At 74.6% G+C, this 3,403-nt stretch carries 3 protein-coding genes; all 3 read left to right on the forward strand.

Translation table 11 applies throughout. The annotated features are described in order from the left end of the window. Nucleotides 1–798, forward strand: a 798-nt coding sequence (locus H5J33_RS28105; RefSeq protein WP_181797639.1) for a nicotinate-nucleotide--dimethylbenzimidazole phosphoribosyltransferase, incomplete at its 5' end; no start/stop codon positions are given. Nucleotides 799–872: 74 nt separating this feature from the next. Then, nucleotides 873–2,666: a phosphatidylglycerol lysyltransferase domain-containing protein gene (locus H5J33_RS28110; RefSeq protein WP_181797640.1), complete on the forward strand. Its 1,794-nt coding sequence runs from the start codon at nucleotides 873–875 to the stop codon at nucleotides 2,664–2,666. Nucleotides 2,667–2,673: 7 nt separating this feature from the next. Continuing rightward, nucleotides 2,674–3,393: a hypothetical protein gene (locus H5J33_RS28115; RefSeq protein ID WP_181797641.1), complete on the forward strand. Its 720-nt coding sequence runs from the start codon at nucleotides 2,674–2,676 to the stop codon at nucleotides 3,391–3,393. The last annotated feature ends 10 nt before the right edge of the window (nucleotides 3,394–3,403 follow it).

Raw genomic sequence — 3,403 nt, forward strand, 5'->3', positions numbered from 1 at the left:
CGCCGGCTGGATGTGCCGGTACGGGTCGTGGACATGGCCCTGGACTGCCCGCCGGACTCCTTCCCGCCGGACGTGGTGCGGCACCGGGTGCGGCGCGGCAGCGGCCGTATCGACGTCGAGGACGCGCTCACCCCGGAGGAGGCCGAGGCCGCGCTGCGGGCCGGGGTCGCGGTCGCCGACGAGGAGGCCGACTCGGGCACCGATCTGGTGGTGCTCGGCGATGTGAGCGTGGGCGGGACCACGCCGGCGGCGGTGCTGATCGCCGCGCTGTGCGGCACCGACGCGTCCGTGGTGACCGGGCGCGGTGGGGTCGCGATCGACGACCTGGCGTGGATGCGCAAGTGCGCGGCGATCCGGGACGCGCTGCGGCGGGCCCGGCCGGTGCTCGGCGACCAGCTCCAGCTGCTGGCGGCCGTGGGCGGGGCGGACCTGGCGGCGATGACCGGGTTCCTGTTGCAGTGCGCGGTACGCAGGCTGCCGGTGATCCTCGACGGGGTCGTGGCCACCGCGTGCGCGCTGGTCGCCCAGCGGATCGCCTTCCGGGCGCCGGACTGGTGGCTGGCCGGGCACGCGAGCGGGGAGCCGGGGCAGGCCAAGGCGCTGGACCGGATGGCCCTGGAGCCGCTGCTGGACCAGGGGGTGAAGGTCGGCGAGGGCGTGGGCGCGCTGCTGGCGCTGCCGCTGGTGCGGGCCGCCGCCGCGCTGGCCGCGGAGCTGCCCGAGAAGGAGCCGGCGCGGGAGGAGACGGCCGAGGAGCCCGAGGAGGAGCCCGTGGAGAAGGAACAGTCCATGGGGTGATGCCGCTGCCACGGGCGGACAGAGAGTGCCGAAAAGTGCGATTTGTCGTGATCGCACCGATATGATTATCCCTTATGGGAGACGCCCGAATCGTCCTGGTGCGGCGCGCGAAGGCGCGGTGGGCCGCCGGGGCTTCCCGGCGGGCCGCCGCGTGCGCCGTCTGGTATCTGCGGACCGTCGCGTCCGTCAACTTCCTCAGCGCGGTGTGGGTCACGCTCGGCCAGGACGTGCGCCGGCACAACCAGGACGACTTCTTCACGCCCTACCTGCTGACGGCCGGCTTCGCCTCCGGTGTCCTCACCGCCTTCCTCGCCATCACGATGCGCCGCCGCAAACGGGCCGCGTGGATCCTGAACCTGGTGATGAGCGGGCTCTTCCTGGTTCTGTTCGCGTTCGCCATGACCTTCCCGGAGATCCACCGGTACGCCCAGAACTGGATCTCCCTGGCGCTGACGGCCGCCTTCGTGGGCGCGCTGCTCATCGGCCGCCGGGAGTTCTACGCCAAGGGCGACCGCTCCAACCCCCGGCTCGCGGCGACCGTGGCCGTCGGCGGCGGCCTGGTCGCGAGCCTGCTGGCCGGGCTGCTGGTGACCGTCACCAACCAGGCGCCGGACGCGGCCCGCTCGTCCTTCCCCGAGCGCTGGTACTACGGCACCCTGCGGCTGGTGTCGGTGGCGGCCGACGAGTCCCGCTTCCCCGGCATCGACCCGCCCAACTGGGCGAACGTGGCGGTGAACGTGCTCAGCACCGCGCTCCTGCTCGCCGTGCTGTACGCCGCCTTCCGCTCCCGGCGCGCCGTCGACCCGCTCACCGAGGACGACGAGAAGCGGCTGCGGGAACTGCTGGAGCGGCACGGCGACCGGGACTCGCTCGGCTACTTCGCGCTGCGCCGGGAGAAGAGCGTGGTGTGGTCCCCGACCGGGAAGGCCGCCGTCGCCTATCGCGTCGTCGGCGGGGTGAGCCTGGCGTCCGGGGACCCGCTCGGGGACCCGGAGGCCTGGCCGGGGGCCATCGCACCGTGGCTGGCCGAGGCGCGGACGCACGGCTGGATCCCGGCGGTGATGGGCGCGAGCGAGGAGGCCGGGACGGTCTACGCCCGGCACGGCCTGGACGCGCTGGAGCTCGGGGACGAGGCGGTCGTGGAGGTCGCCGAGTTCACGCTGGAGGGGCGGGCCATGCGCACCGTCCGGCAGGCGTACAACCGGGTGCGGCGGGCCGGGTACCGGGTGCGCGTCCGGCGCCACGAGGACATCCCGGCGGCCGAGATGGCGTACCTCGTGCGGCGTGCCGACGACTGGCGGGACGGCGCGACCGAGCGCGGCTTCAGCATGGCGCTCGGGCGGCTCGGGGACCCCCGCGACGGCCGGTGCGTGATGCTGGAGTGCGTGGACGCCGAGGGGCGGCTGCGGGCGCTGCTGTCCTTCGTGCCGTGGGGCCCGCACGGGCTGTCGCTGGACCTCATGCGGCGGGAGCGGGACGTCGACGCCAACGGGCTGATGGAGTTCATGATCATCGAACTGCTGCGGCGCGCCCACGAGATCGGGATCACTCAGGTCTCGCTCAACTTCGCGATGTTCCGCTCGGTCTTCGAACGTGGCGCGCGCCTCGGCGCCGGACCGGTGCTCAGGCTGTGGCGGTCGCTGCTCGGCTTCTTCTCCCGCTGGTGGCAGATCGAGTCGCTGTACCGCGCCAACGCCAAGTACCGGCCCATCTGGGAACCGCGGTTCCTGCTCTTCGAGAAGACCGCGGACCTGCCGCGCATCGGCCTCGCCTCGGCCCGCGCGGAGGGGTTCCTGGAGGCGCCGGGACTGCCCGGCCGGCCGCGCCGAAGGCGGCTGCGGAACGCACCGACGACCGTACGGGGATGAGGATCGCATGAGGAGAACGCCCGCCCGCTGGGCCCGGGCCGAGTGGGGCCCGCTGTACACCGCCGTGCGCGGCCCGCTGCGCCGGCGGGGGCCCGCCGCGCTGCCGCTGACCACGGTCGCGGTGGGCCTGACGGCGTTCCTCCACTACGCGCAGAACCAGCCGTGGGGAGACCCGCTGGTGCGGGACCTGGGCGCCGTACGGGCCGACGACCCGCTGGGGCCGGCCCTGCTGCGCACCCCGCTGTCGCTGTTCGTGCCCGCGCCCGACCTGCCGGTGTGGGGGGCGCTGGCGCAGATCCTGCTGGTGTTCGGGATCGCGGAGCTGTGCCTGGGCCGGTGGCGGACGCTGGGCATCGCCTACGCCGCCACGCTCGCCGGGACCCTGTACGCGCGCCTCGGCATCATCCTCGGCGCGCACGCCCCGTTCGGGCTGCCGTGGACCGACGCGCAGGTGGTGGACACCGGCCCGTCGGCGGCGGTCGTGGGACTCGCCGTGTACGTGGGCTGGCGGTACGGCGCGTACGCGACGGCGGGCGCGGTGACCCTCGCGATGGTCGCCGAGGTGCTGCTGAAGGAGAACCTGGCGGGCAAGGAGCACCTGGCCGCGCTCACCGCGGTGGGCCTGCTGTGCCTGCTGGCGGCGGTACGGGACCGCCACCCCGACCGCCCCCGTGACCCGGCCGGCTGGACCGGCCGCGACCCGGGCGCACCACCGCTCCGGACCTGAGGCCGGCGCC

It is taken from the genome of Streptomyces sp. WELS2 (assembly GCF_013870595.1).
In the GTDB taxonomy this organism is placed as follows: domain Bacteria; phylum Actinomycetota; class Actinomycetes; order Streptomycetales; family Streptomycetaceae; genus Streptomyces.

Excerpts from the sequence above, each read along its gene's own strand:
- H5J33_RS28110 (WP_181797640.1), top strand. The coding sequence starts at position 873 with ATGGGAGACGCCCGAATCGTCCTGGTGCGGCGCGCGAAGGCGCGGTGG.
- H5J33_RS28115 (WP_181797641.1), top strand. The coding sequence starts at position 2,674 with ATGAGGAGAACGCCCGCCCGCTGGGCCCGGGCCGAGTGGGGCCCGCTG.